This window comes from Micromonospora sp. CNZ296 (assembly GCF_007827635.1).
Genome location: NZ_VISW01000008.1, coordinates 176,545 through 197,103 on the forward strand (window position 1 = coordinate 176,545; position 20,559 = coordinate 197,103).

General features: G+C 73.6%; 16 protein-coding genes. 14 read left to right on the top strand and 2 right to left on the bottom strand.

From position 1 onward, the window contains the following. The first annotated feature begins 28 nt into the window (after positions 1-28). The 10 genes from FB455_RS15600 (at position 29) to FB455_RS15645 (ending at position 11,396) form a co-directional block, all read left to right on the top strand. Positions 29-970, top strand: a complete 942-nt coding sequence (locus FB455_RS15600) for a DUF6039 family protein (protein ID WP_013287029.1) — start codon at positions 29-31, stop codon at positions 968-970. Positions 971-973: 3 nt separating this feature from the next. Further along, positions 974-2,818 carry a non-ribosomal peptide synthetase gene (locus tag FB455_RS15605; RefSeq protein ID WP_030268235.1) on the top strand — a complete coding sequence of 615 codons (1,845 nt, stop codon included), beginning with the start codon at positions 974-976 and terminating at the stop codon, positions 2,816-2,818. 1 nt (position 2,819) lies between these two features. Further along, on the top strand, positions 2,820-3,785 hold the full coding sequence (locus FB455_RS15610; RefSeq protein ID WP_013476310.1) for a chlorinating enzyme: 966 nt from the start codon (positions 2,820-2,822) through the stop codon (positions 3,783-3,785). Then, positions 3,782-4,012: a phosphopantetheine-binding protein gene (locus tag FB455_RS15615; RefSeq protein WP_013287026.1), complete on the top strand. Its 231-nt coding sequence runs from the start codon at positions 3,782-3,784 to the stop codon at positions 4,010-4,012. The genes FB455_RS15610 and FB455_RS15615 overlap by 4 nt, the downstream gene beginning before the upstream one ends. After that, positions 4,009-5,247 carry a beta-ketoacyl synthase N-terminal-like domain-containing protein gene (locus tag FB455_RS15620; RefSeq protein ID WP_047890694.1) on the top strand — a complete coding sequence of 413 codons (1,239 nt, stop codon included), beginning with the start codon at positions 4,009-4,011 and terminating at the stop codon, positions 5,245-5,247. Before FB455_RS15615 ends, FB455_RS15620 begins: the two co-directional genes overlap by 4 nt. A 6-nt stretch (positions 5,248-5,253) precedes the next feature. Continuing rightward, positions 5,254-6,438, top strand: a complete 1,185-nt coding sequence (locus FB455_RS15625; protein WP_013287024.1) for an NAD(P)/FAD-dependent oxidoreductase — start codon at positions 5,254-5,256, stop codon at positions 6,436-6,438. A 104-nt stretch (positions 6,439-6,542) separates the two neighbouring features. Further along, the gene (locus FB455_RS15630; protein ID WP_013476312.1) at positions 6,543-8,102 is read left to right on the top strand and encodes an ABC transporter substrate-binding protein; all 1,560 of its coding nucleotides are present in this window, start codon (positions 6,543-6,545) and stop codon (positions 8,100-8,102) included. Further along, positions 8,099-9,055, top strand: a complete 957-nt coding sequence (locus tag FB455_RS15635) for an ABC transporter permease (protein ID WP_145753811.1) — start codon at positions 8,099-8,101, stop codon at positions 9,053-9,055. The genes FB455_RS15630 and FB455_RS15635 overlap by 4 nt, the downstream gene beginning before the upstream one ends. Continuing rightward, positions 9,052-9,843, top strand: a complete 792-nt coding sequence (locus FB455_RS15640) for an ABC transporter permease (protein ID WP_013287021.1) — start codon at positions 9,052-9,054, stop codon at positions 9,841-9,843. The genes FB455_RS15635 and FB455_RS15640 overlap by 4 nt, the downstream gene beginning before the upstream one ends. Beyond that, positions 9,840-11,396 (top strand): ABC transporter ATP-binding protein, encoded by a 1,557-nt coding sequence (locus FB455_RS15645; RefSeq protein WP_145753813.1) that lies wholly within the window; start codon positions 9,840-9,842, stop codon positions 11,394-11,396. The genes FB455_RS15640 and FB455_RS15645 overlap by 4 nt, the downstream gene beginning before the upstream one ends. A gap of 64 nt (positions 11,397-11,460) precedes the next feature. On the opposite strand, the gene FB455_RS15650 is transcribed toward FB455_RS15645, so the two are convergent. Both FB455_RS15650 and FB455_RS15655 read right to left on the bottom strand, forming a co-directional pair. Beyond that, positions 11,461-11,871 (bottom strand): DUF3224 domain-containing protein, encoded by a 411-nt coding sequence (locus FB455_RS15650; RefSeq protein WP_013287019.1) that lies wholly within the window; start codon positions 11,869-11,871, stop codon positions 11,461-11,463. A 28-nt stretch (positions 11,872-11,899) separates the two neighbouring features. Beyond that, positions 11,900-12,265, bottom strand: a complete 366-nt coding sequence (locus FB455_RS15655) for a VOC family protein (protein ID WP_013287018.1) — start codon at positions 12,263-12,265, stop codon at positions 11,900-11,902. 289 nt (positions 12,266-12,554) lie between these two features. Here FB455_RS15655 and FB455_RS15660 point away from each other — a divergent pair, with 289 nt between their 5' ends. The 4 genes from FB455_RS15660 to mhpA all read left to right on the top strand — a co-directional run bounded on the left by FB455_RS15660 (position 12,555) and on the right by mhpA (position 20,259). Beyond that, complete coding sequence (locus FB455_RS15660; RefSeq protein ID WP_013287017.1) at positions 12,555-13,292, top strand: class I SAM-dependent DNA methyltransferase; 738 nt, start codon at positions 12,555-12,557, stop codon at positions 13,290-13,292. A gap of 12 nt (positions 13,293-13,304) precedes the next feature. Beyond that, positions 13,305-15,239: a KedN5 family methylcobalamin-dependent radical SAM C-methyltransferase gene (locus tag FB455_RS15665; RefSeq protein WP_030268246.1), complete on the top strand. Its 1,935-nt coding sequence runs from the start codon at positions 13,305-13,307 to the stop codon at positions 15,237-15,239. 64 nt (positions 15,240-15,303) lie between these two features. Next, a complete protein-coding gene (locus FB455_RS15670; protein ID WP_232236578.1) occupies positions 15,304-18,402 on the top strand; it encodes an ATP-binding protein in 3,099 nt (1,032 codons plus the stop codon). A 132-nt stretch (positions 18,403-18,534) separates the two neighbouring features. After that, positions 18,535-20,259: a bifunctional 3-(3-hydroxy-phenyl)propionate/3-hydroxycinnamic acid hydroxylase MhpA gene (gene mhpA, locus FB455_RS15675; protein WP_486481538.1), complete on the top strand. Its 1,725-nt coding sequence runs from the start codon at positions 18,535-18,537 to the stop codon at positions 20,257-20,259. Positions 20,260-20,559 lie beyond the last annotated feature (300 nt).

Genomic DNA, 20,559 nt, shown 5'->3' on the forward strand with positions numbered 1-20,559 from the left:
CGAACCAGCCGAAGCGAAGGAGTCTCCGATGACCACCACATCGAGTCCGCCGTTCGTGTTGCCGACCGCCCAGGCCCAGACCACGATCGACCGGGCCGCGATCCTGCACTCGGGCAACGCCGGCGTGATCGTCGAACGGGTCGGTCAGTTGCGTGCCGAGTTCCGCTCCGAGGCCCGGCAGTTCGCCCGGGAGCTGTCGGAGTACCTCAACACCAACTACGCCGGCATCATCACGGTGTTCGTCTACGAGGAGACCTTCGGCACGAAGGACCGCCTCCACTGGCTGATGCACCTGAAGTCGCTGCACGCGTACGAGACGCTGATCGAGATGGGCAGCCGCGACGCCGGCTGGCGGGACATCATCATGCGCCAGCGCATCGACCCCGCGCGCGGCGGCGGCACGTGGGACCGGATGTTCCTCGACGGCGACCTGCACGAGACGGTGCTCATCCCGTCGGCCTTCGGCATGTACGGCACGTCGGACGAGACGCCGGACTCGGTGCGGACCACCGAGGGCGCCGCCACGTTCACCGTACCCACCGCGCAGCTCCAGACCGACGTGCCGGTCGAGGACCAGCTCAACTCCGCCACCTGCGGCATCCTCATGCACCGCACCGGCGAGCTGCGCTACGAGTTCCGGGCCGAGGGGCGCGCGTTCGCCCGGGCGCTGTGCGAGAGCTGGAACCGGGCGCTCGCCGGCCACGCCACCATCTACCTGTACGAGGAGGCGTTCGGCCGGTCCGACCGCATCCACCACTTCATCCACCTGAAGTCACTCAGCTCGTACTACACGCTGATGGGCGTCCGCGCGATGAGCGACCCGGCCACCCGCGAGGTGTTCACCCGCCAGTGGATCCCGGAGGAGAAGGGCGGCGGCGGCTGGGAACGGATGTTCGTCCAGTCCAGCCTGTCCGACCTGTCGCTCACGCCCCAGCACTGGGGCATGTACGCCACCAAGACGGAGCGGTGACCGATGCCCGTGACTGACTGCCTGCACACGATCTTCTCCCGGCGGGCGGCGGAACAGCCGCACCGGATCGCGGTGACCTGCGGCGACCACCGGCTGTCCTACAGCGAGCTGGACCGCCTGTCCGGTGAGCTGGCCGAGCGGCTGCGCGGGTACGGGGTCGGCCCCGGCGTCCACGTCGGGGTGTGCGTGGACCGCTCGGTCGACCTGGTCGTGTGCGTGCTGGCGGTGGTGAAGGCGGGCGGCGCCTACGTGCCGGTGGACGCCGAGCATCCGGCCGCGCGGGTAGCGGCCGTGCTGGCCGGCAGCCGGGTTCCGGTGACGGTGGCGGTGACCCGGACCGCCGACTCGCTCGCGGAGTGGTCGGGTCCGGTGCTGTGGGCCGACGACAGCGAGGACGACGACACCGACGACGAGGACGGCGAGGGCACGGCCGCCGAGGCCGCGGCCGGTGCCGGCCCGGCGGACCGGGCCGTCGGCGCGGACGCGGTACGGGAGCCCGCCGGTGAGGCCGGGCCGGACGACCCCGCGTACGTCATCCACACGTCGGGCTCCACCGGGGCGCCGAAGGGCGTGGAGGTGTCGCACCGCAGCGTCGTGGCGCTGCTGGAGCACGGCGCGGAGCGCTTCGGCTTCGGCGGCGACGACACGTGGACGCTGTTCCACTCGATCGGCTTCGACTTCTCCGTCTGGGAGCTGTGGGGGGCGCTGCTGTCCGGCGGCCGGCTCGTCGTCGTACCGGGGAGCGTCGCCCGGACCCCGGCGCTGATGCTGGACCTGGTGCGGCGCGAACAGGTCACGGTGCTCAACCAGACCCCCTCGGCGTTCCGCCAGCTCGCCGCCGCCTACCTGGCCGACGAGGGCCCGGACGACCTGCGCCTGGTGGTGTTCGGCGGCGAGCGGCTCGACGTCGCGATGCTGGCGCCGTGGATCGCCCGGCGCGGCGACGACCGGCCGGAACTGGTCAACATGTACGGCATCACCGAGGTGACCGTGCACGCCACCGCACGCCGGATCGTCGCGGCGGACCTCGACCGGCCGTCGGTGAGCCCGATCGGCCGGCCCCTGCCCGGCGTACGGATCGAGCTGCGCGACGAGACCGGTGCGCCGGTGCCGGACGGCACGCCGGGGGAGCTGTACGTGGCGGGCGCCGGGCTGGCGCGGGGCTACCTGCACCAGCCGGAGCTGACCGCCGAACGCTTCGCCGAGTCCGGCGGTGAACGCTGGTACCGCTCCGGGGACCGGGCCGTGCGGACCGACGGCGACCTGGTCTACCTCGGCCGGGTCGACAGGCAGTTGAAGGTCCGCGGCTACCGGATCGAGCCGGGCGAGGTGGAGGCGGCGGTCCTGGCGCACCCCGGCGTCGGCACCGCGCTGGTGACCGCCCAGGACTTCGGCGAGGGCGACGTACGCCTGGTCGCCTACGTCGCGCCCCCGCCCGGCGCGGACCCGTCCGCGCTCACCGAGGCGGACCTCGCCGTGACCGTGGCGGACCTGCCCGGCTATCTGCGGCCGTCCCGCTTCCACGTGGTCGCCGACATCCCGCTCACCGTGCAGGGCAAAGCCGACGTGGCGGTCCTGGACCGCCTGGCCGAGCCGGCCGGCGACGACGCGGTGTCCGGGGTGAAGGCCATCGCCGACGAGGTGCTGCGCCGCGACGTGCCGGTGGACGGCGACCTGTTCGACCTGGGCGCCACGTCGCTGGCCCTCACCCGGATCGTGGCCATGGTGAACGACCGGTTCGGCATCGCGCTGACCGGCGCCGAGATGGAGGAGCCCACGGTCGGGTGCCTCGCCGAGGTGGTGGACGCGTCCCGACGCCACCATTCCCTGCAACAGGTAGGAGGATGACATGGAGGACGACTACACGCTCACCGACGAGGAACTGGCCGACTTCCACCGCAACGGGTACTTCGGCCCGTTCCCGGTGTACGAGGTCGAGGAGATGCAGCGGCGGTGGCGGCGGGAACGGCTGCGCCTGCTGGACCGCTCGCACGCGGTCTACCAGGACGAGGCCGCGCTCTCCGGGAACACCAACATCTCCAACTACGACCGGCACCTGGACAACGAGTTCCTGGCCGACCACATCTGCCACCCGCGGATCGTCGACCGCGTCGTCAGCGTGCTCGGCCCGGACGTGCAGTGCTGGCGGTCGGAGTTCTTCCCCAAGTACCCGGGCGACGAGGGCACCGACTGGCACCAGGCCGACACGTTCGCCAACGCCTCCGGCAAGCCGCAGATCCTCTGGCCCGGCGACGCGAAGGACTTCGGCGGCACGATCACCGTCTGGACGGCCTTCACCGAGGCCAACGAGGAGACCGGGTGCCTCCAGTTCATCCCGGGCACCCACCGGACGATGTTCTACGACGAGACCAAGCGCATGCACTACGACCCGGCCTCCATCAACAGCACCGACAAGGACGGCGTACGCCGCGGGTTCTTCGGCTACGACTACCGCGAGCTGCAGATCGACCCGGACTGGAAGCCCGACGAGTCCAAGGCGGTGTCGATGGTGATGCGGCCCGGCGAGGCGATCATGTTCTGGTCGACGCTGATGCACGCGTCGCTGCCGCACGCGGGACGCACCGAGGAGATGCGGCTCGGCTTCGCCGGCCGGTACGTGCCGGTGTCGGTGGACGTCTACCCGGACACCGACGTCATCGAGGAGTACGGCGGCGCCGTGTCGCTGGACCGCTGGGGCTCGGTGCTCGTCGCGGGACACAACGGCAACCCGCACAACCGGATGGCGACCGAGACCACGCGCGGCCACCGGTTCACCCGGCGGGACCGCTCCGGGGCGCGGGTGTCACCGGCATGACCGTCTTCGAGGTCGTGAAGGCGAGCCTCGTCGAGGTCGTCCCGGACGTCGACCCGGCGAGCGTCACCGCCGGGCGCACGCTGAGCGACCTCGGCTGCACGAGCATCGACCGGGCCGAGGTCGTGACGCTGGCCATGGAGCGGCTCGGCATCGTGGTGCCGATCTCCGAGTTCCGCGACGTCAACGACCTCGACCGGATCGTCGAGCTGCTGCGGACGCACATGTGAGCACGGTCGCGGTGACCGGCACCGGGATCGTCTGCGCGATCGGTGCGGACGTCCCGTCGTTCACCACGGCGCTGCGGGCGGGCCGCAGCGGTGTCGTCGGCACCGCTGACGGCCTGGCCGCGCCGATCACCGGGTGGTCGTTCGACGACGCGGTGGCCGGCGTGCCCGAGCCGCTGCGCCGCCGGGCGGTCCGGGCCGCGGCGCGCGCGCCGCAGCCGGTGCGGGCCGCCGTCGCGGCGGCGCTCCAGGCGTGGACCGGGGCCGGCCTGCCCGGCGCCCGGATCCCCGGCGACCGGGTCGGGATCGTGGTGGCCGGGCACAACCTGACCGCGCGGTACACGCACGAGCTGTACCGGACCTGGCAGGAACGGCCGGCGTACCTGCCGGCGCGGTTCGCCCTGCACGTCCAGGACACCGACCACGTCGGGACGCTCAGCGAGGTGCTGTCCGCCACCGGCGAGGGTTTCACCGTCGGCGGGGCCTCGGCCAGCGGCAACGTCGGCATCGTGCACGCCGCCCGGCTGGTCGCCGCCGGCGCGGTGGACTGCTGCGTCCTGGTCGGCGCGGTCACCGAGCTGACACCGATGCACCACCGGGGTTTCGCGGTGCTCGGCGCGCTCGCCGAGCCGGGTGGCGACCCGGCCGCCGCCTGCCGGCCGTTCGACCACGACCGGCGCGGCTTCGTCCCCGGCGAGGCCGCCGCGGCGCTGGTGCTGGAACACCCGGCCGCCGCGGCCCGGCGCGGCGCGGCGGTCCTGGCGACGGTGGCCGGGTACGCCCTCGGTCTGGACGCCAACCGGCTCGCCGACCCCGACGCGGCCGGGCAGGCCCGCGTGATCCGGGCCGCCCTGGCCGCCGCGGGGCTGGCCCCGCACGAGGTGGACTACGTCAACGCCCACGCCACCGGTTCCCGGCTGGGCGACGAGACGGAACTCGCGGCGCTGCACGACGTGCTCGGCGCCGCCGCCGGCCGGCCGTGGGTGAACGCCACCAAGGCGCTGACCGGTCACTGCCTCGGCTCGGCCGGGGTGGTCGAGGCCGTCGCCACCGTCGCGCAGCTCACCGGCGGCTTCGTGCACCCCAACCCGAACCTGGCCCGACCGATCGATGCCCGGATCCGGTTCGCCGGCGCCGGGCCCGAGCCCGCCCGGCTGCGGTACGCGCTGTCCACCGGCTTCGGCTTCGGGGGCATCAACACGGCCGTGGTCCTCGCCCGTACCGCCGATGGAGGTTGAACGATCATGTATGACGTCGTCGTCGTCGGGGCCCGCTGCGCGGGCGCGCCGACCGCCATGCTCCTGGCCCGCCAGGGCCACCGGGTGCTGCTGCTGGACCGCAGCGCCTTCCCGGCCGACAAGCTCTCCACGCTGTACATCCAGCAGCCGGGCGTCGCGCGGCTGGCCCGCTGGGGTCTGCTGGACGCGCTTCGGGCCACCGGCTGCCCGCCGCTGGACCACGTCGTCTACGAGCTGGGTGACGTGCGCGTCGAGGGCTGCTGCAGCGGCATCGACGGCATCCGCGCGGCGTACGCGCCCCGCCGCTCGATCCTGGACCCGCTGCTGGCCGGCGCCGCTGTCGACGCCGGCGCCGAGTTCCGCGACGACTGCCGGGTCACCGGCCTGCTGTGGGAGGACGACCGGGTCGTCGGTGTGCGCACCGACCGCGGCGACGAGCGGGCCGCACTGGTCGTCGGCGCCGACGGGATGCGCTCCACCGTCGCCGGGCTCACCGGCGCGCCCACGACGACGTCCCACCCGCCGCTGACCTGCGCGTACTACGCGTTCTGGGACGGGCCGAAGACACACTTCGAGATGTACGAGGGCGACACCGGCTGGGTGTCAGCGGTGCCGACGAACGACGGCGCGGTGCTCATCGCCGCCTACTACCCGCAGCAGCGCTTCGACGAGGTCCGGCACGACGCGCGCGCGGCCTACCTCGACAACGTGCGGACCAACGCGCCGCGGCTGTACGAGCAGATGGAGCGCGGCCGGCAGATCGGCGGCGTGCACGGCACGGGTGACCAGCAGAACTTCTTCCGCCGCGCGCACGGCCCGGGCTGGGCGCTCGTCGGCGACGCCGGCCACCACAAGGACTCGCTGACCGCGCGCGGCATCTCCGACGCGTTCATGCAGGCCGACCTGCTCGCCGAGTCGGTGGGCGAGCACCTGGCCGACCGGACACGGCTCGACGCCGCGCTGGCCGACTACGACCGGGAACGCGAGCAGCGGCTGATGGAGAACTACCAGGCGACCCTGCTGGTGGCCCAGGCCGAGGCCCGGGACAAGCGCCGCGCGCTGCTGCGCGCCGTCGGCAGCAGCCCCGAACTGACCACCCGCTACTTCGACGCGGTGGCCGGGATCGTGCCGCTGCGGGAGCTGTACACACCGGAACTGATGGCGCTGATGTCCGCCCCGACGGCCCCCTGACACCGCGCCCTATTGAGCAGACACCCGTGCCGGTGATCGGCGACCGTCAGATCCGCAGACGTCTTGCGATCCGACCTCACCGGCACGACCTTTGTGGAGGAACCATGTCGCCCACCCCTTACGACTCGCCCTTCAATCGCCGCGCGCTGCTCCGGATGGGGCTCGTCGCGGGCGCCGCGGTGGCCGGCGTGCCGCTGCTGTCGGCCTGCGGCGACGACGACGAGCAGCCGTCGCCGGCGGCGGCCGGCGGGGGGTCGCTGGCGGTGCTGAAGGTGGGCGCGCCGAACGCGGTCACCGACGCCGAAGCCGGCAACCCGCTGCTGACCAGCATCGGCGCGACCCTCATCGTCATGCGGCACGTGTACGACTCGCTGATGGTGCTCGACAACGGCGAGTACAAGTACCAGCTCGCCGAGTCGGTGCAGCCGAACGCCGACGGCAGCGTGTGGACGATCAACCTGCGCTCCGGGGTGACGTTCCACGACGGCAAGCCGGTCACCGCGGCCGACGTGGTGCACAGCATCCGTACGCTCGGCGCCAAGCCCAGCAACCGGGCCTCCGTCTACGCCAACGTCGACCTCGCCAAGGTGACAGCCGTCAACGACCGCACCGTCACCGTCCCGCTGCTGACCCCCCGCGGTGACTTCAAGGAAGCCGTCCTCGTCGTCTTCTCGCCGGTCTTCCCGGCCGGCATGACCGAGTTCAGCAAGCCGATCGGCTCGGGCCCGTACCGGCTGGCCGAGCGCAACGGCACCACGACCCGGCTGGTCGCCAACGAGCAGTACTGGGGTGGCAAGCCGAGCGTCGCCGAACTCCAGATCGTCGGCATCCTCGACGCCGGCGCCCGGCTGTCGGCGCTGAAGGCGGGACAGGTCGACTACGCCGTCAGCATCAGCTCCACCGGCGCGAAGACCGAGGCGGCGAACAGCGAGCTCACCGTCGTACGCGGTGGTCCGGCGAACGCCAACGCGCTGTCGTTCGCGATGAACCAGAAGCTCGCGCCGTTCGACGACGTCCGGGTCCGCCAGGCGGTCCGGCTCGCCGTGGACCGGCAGGCGCTCGTCGACAACGCGCTGCTCGGGCTCGGCTCGACGGCCGACGACGTGGTCGGCAAGAGCCTGCCCGGCTACGCCGACCTGCCGGCGCGCGCCCGTGACCTGGAGCAGGCGAAGCGGCTGTTCGCCGAGGCCGGGATCACGAAGCTGACGCTGCGGACCGGCGAGATCGTCCCCGGCATGCTCAACGCCAGCCGGCTGATGGCCCAGCAGCTCAAGGAGGCGGGCGTCGAGCTGACCCTCCAGGAGATCTCGCCCGACGCCTACTACGCCGACCTCATGACGCTGGCCACGCACCCGTTCCAGGCGTTCTACTACGTCAACCGGCCGGCCGCCGTGCACCTGTCGGCGGTGACCCACGGCAAGGCGCCGTTCAACGTCACCGGCACGTCGGCGGCCTACCAGGCGCGGCTGGCCAAGGCCCAGGCGACTGTCGACGACAACGCCCGCGCCGAGGCGTTCAAGGCGTTGCAGGAGGAGTTCTACAAGGAGGGCGGCGACCTGCTGTGGGGCTTCCAGGAGCAGCTGGACGCCGCCCGTAAGGGGATCAGCGGGGTCCGCACGATGCAGTCGGTCCAGCTGTTCGACCGGGCGACCGGGCCGGCGTGACCGCGCTCGGGTTCCTGGCCCGACGGCTGCTGGCGACGGTGGCCACGCTGTTCGCGGTGGCGGTGGTGCTCTTCGCCGGCTCGGAGGTGCTCCCGGGTGACGCCGCGTCGGCGTCACTCGGGCCCGACGCCACCATCGAGGAGGTCGCGCAGCGCCGGGCCGAACTCGGCGTCGACCGGCCCTGGCCGGTGCGGTTCGCCGAGTGGGGGACCGCAGCGCTGCGCCTCGACCTGGGCACCAGCACCTCGATGCACCGGCCGGTGGTGGACGTCGTGGCCGAGCCGCTGGCCGCCACCGGCCTCCTGGTCGGGCTCACCGCGGCGGTGACGGTGCCGCTGGCGATGGGACTGGGGCTGCTCACCGGGCTGCGGCCGGGCGGCCGGGTGGACCGGGCGGTGTCGGCCGTCGCGGTGGTGGCGGTGTCGATCCCGCAGTTCGTCACCGCCGGCCTGCTCGTGCTGGTGTTCGCCGACCTGTGGCCGCTGCTGCCGGCGATCTCGCTGCCGCCGCTGGGCGGCGGACCGCTGGACCGGCCGGAGATCCTGGTGCTGCCGGTGGTCGCGCTGACGCTGTTCGGCGCGGCGTGGGCGAGCCGGATCGTGCGGGCGACTGTCATCGACGCGGACGCGATGCCCCACGTCGAGGCGGCCCGGCTGGCCGGGCTGCCCGAGCGGGTGGTCGTGGCGCGGCACCTGCTGCCCGCGGCGGCGCCGCCGTGCGCGCAGACGTTCGCGTGGCTGCTGTCCGGGCTGTTCGGCGGCACCACGGTGGTCGAGGTGGTCTTCAACTACCCGGGCCTGTCGCAGACGCTCGTGGCGGCGGTCCGCAACCACGACACCGCCGTCCTGGAGGGGGTCGGGCTGCTCCTCGCCGCGATCATCCTCGTCTCGTTCATCGTGGCCGACCTGCTCGTCCTCGCGGTCGACCCCCGGCTGCGGGTGGCCGCCCGATGAGGGCCGCGCGGTGGCTGCTCGCCGGGACGGCCGTGGCCGTGGTGCTGTTGGTGCTGGGCGTGGCGCTGTTCGGCCCGTTGTTCGCCGGCGAGCCGGAGCGGATCGTCGGGTTGCCCTACAGCGCCCCGACGGCCGGCAGCCCGCTGGGCACCGACAGCGCCGGACGGGACGTGCTGGACCGGGTGCTGGCCGGTGGCCGGCCGCTGGTGGCCGTGCCGGTGGTGGCGACGATCCTGGCCACCGTGCTCGGCCTGGTGCTGGGCCTGGTCGGCGGCTACTTCGCCGGGATCACCGACGCCGTGGTGTCCCGGCTGGACTACCTGCTGCTGGGCCTGCCGCCGGTGCTGATCCTGCTGGTGCTGCTGCACGGCTGGGGGTACAGCGCCACCACGATGATCATCGTGGTGGTGCTGACCGGCACGCCGTTCGTCTCCCGGGTCACCAGGGCCGAGACGCTCCGCGCGGTCGAGGACGGGTACGTGGTGGCCGCCTACGCCGGCGGCGACTCGCACCTGTCGGTGATCGTCCGGGAGATCCTGCCGAACATCGTCCGGCCGGTGCTCGCCGACTTCGGCACCCGCCTCGCCATCGCGGTCACGCTGACGGCGGCGGCGGCGTTCCTCGGCTTCGGCTCCAGCGGCCCGAACTGGGGGGCCATGATCAGCCAGAACGTCGAGGGCATCCAGCTCACCCCGTGGGGCGTCGCGGTGCCGGCGATCCTGCTCGGTGTGCTCACCGTCGCCGCGAACCTCGGCATCGACCGGATCGTCGGGCGGGTGCTGCGATGATCGAGATCAGTGGGCTGCGGGTCGAGGACACCGCCGGCCGGGCCGTCCTGGAGAACCTGTCGTTGCGCGTCGCCGAGGGTGAGCGGGTCGCCGTCGTGGGCGAGTCCGGGGCGGGCAAGACGACACTGGCGATGGCCCTCGTCGGCGCGGTACGGCGCGGACTGCGGGTGGCCGGGGGCACGGTCGTGGTCGACGGGCACGACGTGCTGACGGCCTCCGGCGCCGAGGTACGCCGGGTCCGGCGGCGGGTGCTGGCGTACCTTCCGCAGGACCCGCCGTCGGCGCTGAGCCCGACGCTGCGGGTCCGGGCGCAGATCCGGGAACTGGCCGCGGACCGGTCCGACGCGGCCGTGAGCCGAGGGCTGGTCGAGGTGGGCCTGCCGGGCGACCGGGCCTTCCTGCGCCGGTACCCGCACCAGCTCTCGGGCGGCCAGCAGCAACGCCTGGCGCTGGCCCGGCTGCTGGCCGGTGACCCGCGCGGCCTGGTGCTGGACGAGCCGACGACGGGCCTGGACGGGCTGGTGCGCAAGCAGGTGCTCGACCAGCTGGACCGGCTCTCCGCCGACCGCGGGCTGGCGGTCGTGTTCGTCACCCACGACCTCGCCGCGGCCGCCCGGATGACCGATCGCCTGATCGTGCTGCGGGGCGGCGTCGTGGTCGAGGAGGGACCGGCAGCGCAGGTGCTCGCCCGCCCGGCCGCCGCGTACACCCGGGACCTGCTCGCCGCGGTGCCGGACCTGCCGGCCGAGATGCGCCGCCGCGCCGCCACGCCGGTGCGGGGGGCGGAGGTCCTGACCGTGTCCGGGCTGACCGTGCCGCGCGGGGGGCGGGTCGTCCTGGACGACGTGTCCCTGCGGTTGCGCGCCGGCGAGGCGCTGGCCCTGCTCGGCACGTCGGGCTGCGGCAAGACGACGCTCGCCCGGGCCGTCGTCGGGACGCTGCGCCCCAGCTCGGGCCGGGTGACGCTGTCCGGCGAGGTCCTGGAGCCGACGCTCGGGCGCCGGCCGGTGCACCAGCGACGCCGCATGCAGCTCATCCCGCAGGACTCCGGCGGGTCGCTGAACCCGCGGCGGCCGGTGGGCGCGGCGATCGGCCGGGTGGTCCGCCTGGCCGGTGGGATGACGGCCGAGGCGGTGGCGGCGGAGACCCGCCGGCTGATGGGGCTCGTCGGCCTGCCGGGGGAGCTGGCGTCGCGGCTGCCGCGGGAGCTGTCCGGCGGGCAGCGGCAACGCGTCGCGATCGCCCGCGCGCTCGCCGCCGGGGCCGACGTGCTCGTCTGCGACGAGATCACGTCGAACCTCGACGCCCAGGTGGCGGCCTCGGTCCTGGCCCTGCTCGACTCGCTGCGGCGGACCCTGGGCCTGGCGGTGCTCATCGTGACGCACGACCTCGGTGTGATCGCCCGCAACGCGGACCGGGTCGCCGTGCTCAGCGGCGGGCGGATCGTCGAGGAGGGGACCGTCGAGCAGGTGTTCGGCAACCCGCGCCACGAGGCGAGCAGGATGCTGCTGGACGCCGCGCGGCCCGTCACGGCGGTGGCGGACGTGCCGTGACAGCCCGAGGCGGAGGGCCGCTACCGGCTTCCCGGTAGCGGCCCTCCGCCTCGATCTCAGCGCGTCAGACGAGCTCGTCGAGGAGTTCGTAGTTCAGCGTGAAGGTGTGGCTGCCGTCCTCCAGCTTGCGCATGGTGGCGGTGCCCTGGATGCCGGCGAGCCCCTCGGTGCCGGTCCCCGGCACGATGTGCCACTCGGCGCCGCCCTCCTCGTCGCTCATCAACCCGACGGCCTGGTGCTGGAGCATGAAACTGCCCTTGGAACCGCCGATCGACACCTCGATCACTTCGTGACCGACGTATCCGGCGCCGCCCTTGCCATAGGCGAACAGGAACTGCGCGCGGCTGGTGCCCTCGAGTTCACCGGAATACGTCTTGGTGACCGAGGCCCGCGAGAATTTCATGCCGTCGGGGGTCTCCTGCCACTCGTCTTCGTCCCAGGAGTCGAGCGTAAATGAAGCAGTCGCGGTGCTCACCTTGTCTCATTCCTTCCGTGGTTCTCTTTCAGTCCCAGACCGAGGCGCAGAACGGGTGACCGGCCGGGTCGAGGAAGACCCGCCACTTCGCGTCGCCGGGCTGGTCGGCGGGCTTCGTCGCACCCAGGCGCAGCAGCTCGGTCTCGGCCGTCTCGATGTCGTCGACGGCCAGGTCGAGGTGCAGTTGCTGGGGAACCGTCTGCCCGGGCCACTCCGGACGCCGGTAGTTCTCCACCCGCTGCAACGCCACGGCGACGCCGTCACCGTTGCTGAGGAACGCGCCGGACTCCGACTCGTGCACCGGCTCGAGGCCGGCCGCTTCCCGGTAGAAGGCCACCAGCGGGGCGATTTCGGAACAATCCAGTGTTACCGCCGCCAAGCGACCGACAGCCATTCATGTCTCCTGGAGATTTGTCGTCCGATCGAAAGCGTGGCCCGAGCCTAGCAATCCGCCGTCGTCCACGCCACGGTCGCCGGGTGTGTCGCGACCGGCCTGCTCATTAGACGGTTGCGAATGGACAGCAGGCCCCGAAGGTTCGGCAGCATACCGGCTGAACCGTCGGCGGCGCCACCGATACACCAATCGAGTTGCCCTCACTTCGTGCTCACAACAGCGCAGCGTCAGGCGCACTCGTCCGCCACGATTCGCCGGTACCCCAATCACCGGCGTGGAGGAGAACACGGTGGAAGGCTTCGAGATCTTCACCTACGGGGACGCCGTCGCCGACGTCTTCGACGGGACGGGATGGGCCGGCGACCCGGGTGACACCGAGGAGACGATCGAGTGGCTCGCCGAGAACGCCGGCGGCGGGCCCGTGCTCGAACTCGGCGTCGGCACCGGCCGGGTCGCCGTCCCGCTGGCCCGCAGGGGCATCGAGGTGCACGGCATCGACGCGTCGGAGGGGATGCTGACGCAGCTGCGCGACAAACCCGGCGGCGAACTGGTGCACGTGCACGTGCAGGACTTCACCGACTTCACGCTGCCGTACAAGTTCTCGCTGGCGTACGCGGTCTTCGACACGCTGCCGTTCATCACCGACCAGGAGGAGCAGATCCGCTGCTTCCAGAAGGTCGCCGACGTCCTGGAGCCGGGCGGGCGGTTCGTGATCCAGACGTCGATCCCCGACCCGGCGCGGTACGACCGCAACCAGCGCACCCAGACCGTACGGGTGGAGAAGGACCACGTCGTGATGACGTTCACCCGGCGCGAGCGGATCTCCCAGTGCTCGTCGATCCAGTTCGCGGTCCTGCGGCCCGACGGCATCCGGTTCTTCCCGATGCGCATCCGCACCGTCATGCCGTCGGAGATGGACCTGATGGCGCGCCTCGGCGGGCTCACCATGGAGTCGCGCTGGGGTCACTGGGACGGACGACCACTGCGCGACTCCGACGAGCGGCACATCACCGTCTACCGCAAGTAGAGCGGCGGATCGGTGGAGCACAGCCAGACGAGCGCCGGCGGTGCGGGCCGGCGCCTTCGGGTGGTCCTGGTGCAGCAGGGCGTCTGGGACATGCCGCTGGAGTCGCTGCCGCTCGCCTCGGCGTACCTCAAGGCGATGGTGTCCGGCGACGCCGAGCTGAACGACCAGGTGTCGGTGGAGATCTGCAACTTCCGGGGGCGGGTGACGCACGGGGAGATGGCCGCCCGGCTGTTCGCCGGCCCGCTGCCCGACGTGATCGGGTTCTCCGTCTTCGGCTGGAGCCAGCGCGCGTTCGGGGCACTCGCCGCCACCTACAAGCAGCTCAACCCGCAGGGGTGGGTCATCTTCGGCGGCACCCACGTCAGCGCGCAGGCCGACCGCGTGTTCCGGCTCTACCCGGAGATCGACGTGGTGGTCAACGGCGAGGGCGAGCTGACCTTCCTCGACCTGCTCCGCGCCCGGCTGGCCGGCGTGGCCCCCGACGCCCTCGGCGACGTGCAGGGCATCTCCTGGCACCGCGCCGACGGCAGCGTGGTCACCAACCCGGACCGGCCCCGGATCGAGGATCTCGACATCATCCCGTCGCCGTTCCTCACCGGAGCCGTCGAACTGCTCGACGCCGACGGCCGGTTCCGCTACGACGTCGCGCTGTTCGAGACCAACCGCGGCTGCCCGTACAAGTGCTCGTTCTGCTACTGGGGCGGCGCGGTCGGCCAGCGGGTACGCGCGTTCTCCCGGGAACGGCTGCGCGCCGAGCTGGAACTGTTCGCCCGGTGCGGCGTGCACACAGTGGTCGCCTGCGACGCCAACTTCGGCATGCTGCCAATCGACCTGGAACTCGTCGACGACCTCATCGACATCAAGCGGCGGCACGGCTTCCCGCTGGCCTTCGAGAGCTCGTGGGCCAAGAACAAGTCGAAGGTGTTCTACGAGATCGTGCGGCGGATGAAGGAGGCGGGGCTGCGCAGTTCCTTCACCCTGGCCCTCCAGTCGCTCAACCCGGACGCCCTGACCCTGATGCGCCGGCGGAACATGAAGGTCAACGACTGGCGTGACCTGGTGCGGTGGCTCAACCGGGAAGGGCTGGACTGCTACGCCGAGCTGATCTGGGGCGCGCCGGGCGACACCGTCGAGTCGTTCCTGGCCGGGTACGACGAACTCGCCCAGCACGTGTCCCGGATCGCCGTCTACCCGATCATGCTGTTGCCGAACACCGAGTACGCGGAGAACAAGGAGCTGTACGGCATCGTCGCGCTGCGCGGCGACAACGACGACTTCGAGTACGTGCTCGCCCACCGCACCATGACCTTCGCGGACAACGCGGTGATGCAGCGATTCCTGTTCTGGGCCCGGGTGATGGCCGAGAACGCGGTCCTGCGTCACTGCTGGCTGCCGCTGCGGCGGCTCGCCGGGTGGGAGCAGTCCCGGGTCCTCAACAGCCTCGCCGACTGGGCGGACACCACCACGGCGCGGGAGGCGATCCCGTTGCGGGAGGCCGCGATGCGGGGTCACGGCGGCGGCGCGCCGGCGTACGCGGCCGCCATCGGCTACCTCTTCACCGAGGCGGACGGGCGGCGGGCGCTGGAGCTGTGGTGGCAGGAGGTGGTCTCGCGGCAGCTCGCGGCCGACGTCCGCCCGTTCCTCGACGAGGTGTACCGCTACGACCTGCTGACCCAGCCGGTCTGCGAGCCGGACGGACTCGCCGTCGTCGAGATCGGCGGCGTCGAGTACTTCCACCGCCCGGACGTGACCCTGGCCTACGACGTGCCGGGCGTCCTCGCGCGGATGCGCGCCGACGAGCCGGTCTCGCTGGAGCCGGAACCGATCCGCGTCGACATCTACTACCGCACCGGCGCCATGACCGCGGTCATGTCGACGAACCACGAGGAGATCCTGCACTTCATGGGGGAGGTGCGCAGAGCAGGCACCCCGCTCACAGTCCCCTGACCGATCGCCGGTGTCCGGAGTGGACCGGCGCTGCCATACTCGGCCCGATGGGGTCGTCGTCGAGGTGACTGTGCAGTTCCGGGTGCTGGGTCCGCCGGAGGTCGTCCGGCACGGGCGGGTGGTGCCCCTCGGCGGGCCGAAGCAGCAGGCGCTGCTGGCTCTGTTCCTGCTGCGGCCGAACCGGTTCGTCGCCGCCGACTGGCTGGTCGACGCGCTCTGGGACGCACGACCGCCGGCCAGCGCCCGGACGACGCTGCGCACGTACGTCGCCGGGCTGCGCCGGGCCGTGGAACCCCAACGGTCCCACCGCGAGCCGGCGCGCGTCCTGCGCAGCCACCCCGGGGGGTACGAGCTGCGGGTCGACGCCGACGCGGTGGACGCGATCCGGTTCGCCGGCCTGGTGGACCGGGCTGCGGACGCGCTCGCGGCCGGGCAGGCGGCGGCCGCCGAGCGGACGTACACCGAGGCGCTGGCGTTGTGGCGCGGCGAGCCGCTGGCGGGCGTGGCCGACCTGACCGCGGTGCGTCCGGAGGCGGCCCGGCTGGCCGAGCTGCGGCTGAGCGCCGAGGAGGGGCGGCTGACAGCCGCCGTCGCCGCGGGCCGGCACGCGACGCTGCTGCCGGAACTGCGCCGGTTCGTCTCGGCGCACCCGCTGCGCGAGGGCGCCCGGGCGCAGCTGATGCTGGCCCTGTACCGCTCGGGGCGGCAGACCGAGGCGCTCGCCGTCTTCGACGAGGGCCGCCGGATCCTGGCCGGCGAGTACGGGATCGACCCCGGCGAGCAGACCCGCGCGGTGCACCGGCTGATCCTGGAGCAGGCCGTACCGCCTGATCGGAGCAGTCCCGCGGACACCGGCGGCCCGGCGACCGCCGGGGCGGCGCCGGAGCGGGACGGCGGACCGCTCGTGGGCCGGGACGCGGAACTGGAACGGCTGCGGGGCACGCTGGACGCGGCCACGGGGCAGAGCGGGCGCGTGCTGACGCTGGTGGGGGAGGCCGGCATCGGCAAGACCAGCCTCGCCGCAGCACTCGGCGCCCGCGCCGCCGCGACCGGCGTCCCCGTGGTCTGGGGCCGCTGTCCGGACGTCGGGCAGGCGCCGCCGTTCTGGCTGTGGAGCCAGGTGGTACGCGCGCTGGTGGCGATGCCGCAGACCCGCGCCACCGGCTCGGCGAGCCGCCTGGACGGGTTCGCCGCCGGCGCGCCGAGCGGACCGGCCGACGGTCGCGGTCTCGACCCCACGGCCCGGTTCCAGGTGTACGAGGCGGTGTCGGAACTGGTGCACGCGGCGGCCCGGGAGCGCGGCCTGCTCGTCGTCCTCGACGACCTGCACGCCGCCGACCCGGACTCGCTGCTGTTGCTGCGGTTCCTCGCCACCGCCCTGCCCGCGTCCCGGGCGCTGGTGGTCGCCACGCTGCGGCCGTACGGCGACGACCCGGCCCTGGTGGCGACGGTCGCCGAGCTGGCGCGCGGGGGCGGCTTCGGTCAGGTCCGGCTCGCCGGGCTGGACGCCGCGGCGGTCGCCGACCTGGTCCGGGGCCGCACCGGCGTGGCGCCGCCGGAGCCGGTGGTGACCCGGCTCGTCACCCGGACCGGCGGGAACCCGTTCTTCCTCACCGAGCTGCTGCGGTCCCGGACCGATCCGGGCGCCGCAGCGGAGCTGCCGCCGAGCATCCGGGACACCGTGCGGCTGCGGCTCGCCGGACTGCCCGGCCCCGCCCGGCGCTGCCTCGACCTGCTCAGCGTGGCCGGGCACGACCTGGACCTGGCGGTGCTGGCGGCGGCACTGGACAGCACCGCCGAGACCGTCGCCGAGGACCTCGCCCCGGCCTATCCGGCCGCGCTGGTGGTCGAGACCGGACCGGGCGCGCTCGCGTTCCGCCACCCGCTGATCGCCGAGGTCACCTACGCCGAGCTGGTCCCGCCGCGCCGGGCCGCGCTGCACGCCCGGCTGGCCGCCGCGTACGAGCGGACGGCCGGCACCGCGCCGGCCGAGCTGGCCCACCACTACGGGGAGGCGGTCGGTCTGGGCCACGGCGAGGACCACCTGCGGTGGTCGCTGCGCGCCGCCGACGACGCCACCCGCCGGGTCGCCTACGAGGACGCGCTCGGCCACCTCGAACGCGCCGCGCTCCGGCTGGCCCCGGCCGCGCGGGTCTCGCCCGACGCGGCGGCCACCGAGCTGACCGTCCAGTTGCACCGCGCGTCCCTGCTCCAGATGACGGTGGGCGTCGGCAGCGACGCGGTCGACCGGGTCTGCGCCCGCGCCCGAGAGCTGCTGACGCTCGTCGGGCCGGACGCCGACATCCGCCACGCGCTCTGGGCGCTCGGCGAACTCGCCGCCAACCGGGCCGAGTTCGCGATCTGCGCCGACCTCGCCGGGCGGCTCGTACGGGCGCCCGACGACGGCAGCGGGCTGACCGCCGTCGCAGGTGAGTACCTGCTGGGCGCGGTCGCCTACTTCACCGGCCGGCAGGCCGAGAGCGAGCGGCGGCTCACCGCCGGGATCGAGCGGCTGGGTACCGTCGACCGGGCGCTGCTGCGCCGCGAGGTGGGCCGGCGTCCGGTGCTGGCCTGCCACAACTTCCGGGCGCTCGTGCGCTCGATGCGCGGCGACCCGGCCGGCGCGCGGGCCGACATCGCCGCCGCCGAGGCCCTCGCCGAGGACCTCGACGACCCGTACGGCCGGGCCAACGCGGCGCTCTACGCCGCCTGGCTGGCGATGCAGGAGCACGACGTCGCCGCGGCCGACGCGGCGGGGCGACGGTGCCGGGACATCGGCCGCGCCACCGGCCTGCCGCACATGACCGCGACCGGCGCGTACTTCCTGGAGTGGGCCGCCGCGCGCGGCGGCGACCACGGCCGGCTCGACGCGATGCGCGCCGCCGCCGAGGAGTTCTACCGTCCCGGACTGCGGTCCACCCGGACCATCACGCTCTGCGCGATGGCCGAGGCGTACCTGACCGGCGGCCGTCCGGACACCGCGGCGACACTGGCCGAGGAGGCGCTGGCAGTGGCGGACCGGGTGGGCGAGCGCGTCTTCGTCGCGGAGTTGCACCGGATCCGCGGCGCGGCCCGGCGCGACCGCGCGGAGTGGGACCTCGGCGCGCGGATCGCCGCCGAACAGGGCGCCGGGCTGCTGCTGCCCCGGTTCGCCGTCTTCTGACCGGCGTGGAATCCCGCCTCCACGCCGCCTCCACACACTTTCCACAGCCGTTCCACGCCCGGCTGGTGCCCTGGTCGGTGTCGGGTAGGACGGCCGGAGCCGTCCGGGACCATGTTCCGAAGGGGCACCACCATGGGATCAGCTCAGCCGCCGGCTCACCAGGAGGTCCAGGAGGTCGAGGTCGCCGTCGTCGGCTGCGGGCCGGTGGGTGCGCTCACCGCCAACCTGCTCGGCGCCCGCGGGGTCACCACGCTGGTCGTGGAGCGCAGCGCCACGCCGCACGGTCAGCCGCGGGCCTTCTCCTGTGACGACGAGGCGCTGCGCATCTACCAGCAGGCCGGGCTGCTCGACGAGGTACGCGACGAGACGATCGCGCCGCCGCTGGTCGAGTACGTCAACGGCGCGGGCCGGGTCTTCGCCCGGATGAAGCTGTCCGAGACGGACTTCGGGTACGGGCACGCGCCGCTGCGCTTCTTCGACCAGCCGCGACTGGAACGGACGCTGCGCGCCGGGCTGGACCGCTTCCCGCACGTCCGGCTCGCGCTCGGCACCGAGTTGGTCGGCCTGACCCAGGACGAGGACGGAGTGACGGTGCTCCTGTCCGACGTGGTCACCGGGCAGCGGCGGGCGGTCCGCGCCCGGTACGTGCTCGGCTGCGACGGCGCCCGCAGCGCCACCCGCGCCGCCGTCCGGATCCCGCTGTCCGGGGCGAGCTACGCCGAGCCGTGGCTCGCGGTCTCCGGCGACGTGCCGCTCGACGCCGTGCGGGTGGCCGACACCACGTTCGTGTGCGACTGGCGGCGCCCGGCGTTCGTCTCTCCCGGCGCGGCCGGCAGCTACCGGATGGAGTTCATGCTGCGCCCGGGCGAGACCGAGGACGAGGTGCAGCGGCCGGAGACCGTCGCCGCGCTCGTCTCGCCGTACGTCGACCCGGACCGGTTCGCCGTCACCCGGGCGGTCGTCTACACCTTCCACCACCTCGTCGCGCAGCGGTGGCGGGAGGGACGGGTGTTCCTGCTCGGCGACGCGGCCCACCAGATGCCCCCGTTCATGGGCCAGGGCCTGTGCAGCGGCCTGCGCGACGCGGCGAACCTGTCGTGGAAGCTGTCGCTGGTGCTGTCCGGTGCCGCCGATCCCGCGGTGCTCGACACGTACGAGACCGAGCGGCGCCCGCACACGGTGGAGATGGCACAGACGAGCGTCCGGCTGGGACGCGTCTTCCTGGCCCGCAACCGGATCTCCGCCTGGCTGCGTGACACCGCGCTGCGTGCGGTCCAGACGGTTCCCCGGGTACGGCGGTTCGTGGAGCGCTTCGAGTTCAAGCCGGTGCCGGCGTACCGGCGGGGCCTGATGACCGGCGGGCGGCGGGACGGCGTGGTCGGGACCATGTTCCCCCAGCCGCGGGTCCTCATCCCGGGTGCGCCCGGTGAGCGCCTGCTCGACGAGGCGCTCGGCGACGGCTTCGTCGTGCTGGGTCGCGCCGGTGTGGACGACCCGCCCGGCGCGTGGTGGCAGGGGTTGCCGGTGCGGTTCGTCGCGGTCCACCCGTCCGGCACGCCGCTCGCCGGCCTGCCGGACCCGCTCGCCGGCCCGCCGGAGTCGTCCGCGGACGGCCGTCCGGACCGGATCGACGTCGTGGACGCCGACGGGGTGCTCGGCGGGTGGCTGCGGCGGCACGGCGCCGACCTGGTGGTGCTGCGGCCGGACCGGTTCGTGTTCGCGCTGGCGACGGCCGGCGGGATCGAGCAGGCCGCACGGGACCTGTCGGCCGCCCTCGGTGCGCCGCCGGACGGCGGCCGGAACCGGGCGGCCGGCCCGGGACTCGCGACGGCGCCGGCAGTGCCCTCGTCGTCGTGACCGCCCTCGTCGGCAGCCGGGCCGATCTCCCACGCCCGCCGTCGCGGCGTGCCGACGTGCGGCCCCGGCCGTGGCGGTCCGCCGGCCGGCGGTGCCGAGCCGGCTCGGCGTCCACCGCCGCGCGCAATCGTCTTCCCGACTCGGCCGCCCGATGTGGCCGGACGGGCAGGGGGTTGTCTTGCGCGCGGGCAGAAAGATCCGGCACGCCGTTGCGCCGCCCTGGACCGCCGACCCTGTAGCCGGACGTCCCCCGGGGACGAGACTCGTACCGGACCGGCGGTGCCCCGCGTGCGGCACCCG